This is a genomic window from Pseudomonas sp. Pseusp97 (assembly GCF_047304025.1).
Lineage (GTDB): Bacteria > Pseudomonadota > Gammaproteobacteria > Pseudomonadales > Pseudomonadaceae > Pseudomonas.
The window spans coordinates 1-236 of sequence record NZ_JBGLYK010000607.1 but is presented as its reverse complement, the minus strand read 5'-3'; the positions used below and the strand labels follow the sequence as shown (position 1 = coordinate 236).

1 protein-coding gene and 1 pseudogene are annotated in these 236 nt (G+C 72.0%); both read right to left on the bottom strand.

From position 1 onward, the window contains the following. Positions 1-100, bottom strand: a 100-nt coding sequence (locus ACCC94_RS30515; protein ID WP_413353274.1) for a hypothetical protein, incomplete at its 3' end; no start/stop codon positions are given. Between the two features lie 25 nt (positions 101-125). Then, positions 126-236 (bottom strand): annotated as a pseudogene (locus tag ACCC94_RS30510) (arginine N-succinyltransferase); the annotation flags it as partial.

The following is a 236-nucleotide window of genomic DNA, read 5'->3' as shown; positions in this document are numbered from 1 at the left end:
GGCCGGACCAGACCACGGCCTGGCTGACCGGGCAGAGCGATTGCAGCGGCTCGCCTTCGCCCGCCAGCCACTGGCCGGCAATGTAGTGGGTATTCATCATCAGGCTCCCCTGACGCCGGGCGGCGTCAGTTGCGTTTTCCGGAGAGGGGCACCGCACGGACCGAAGCTCCGGCGGACAGGCGCAGGCGCTTGGCGGTCTGCGCGTCGACCACCAGCGAGCCGGCGGCCACGCGCGC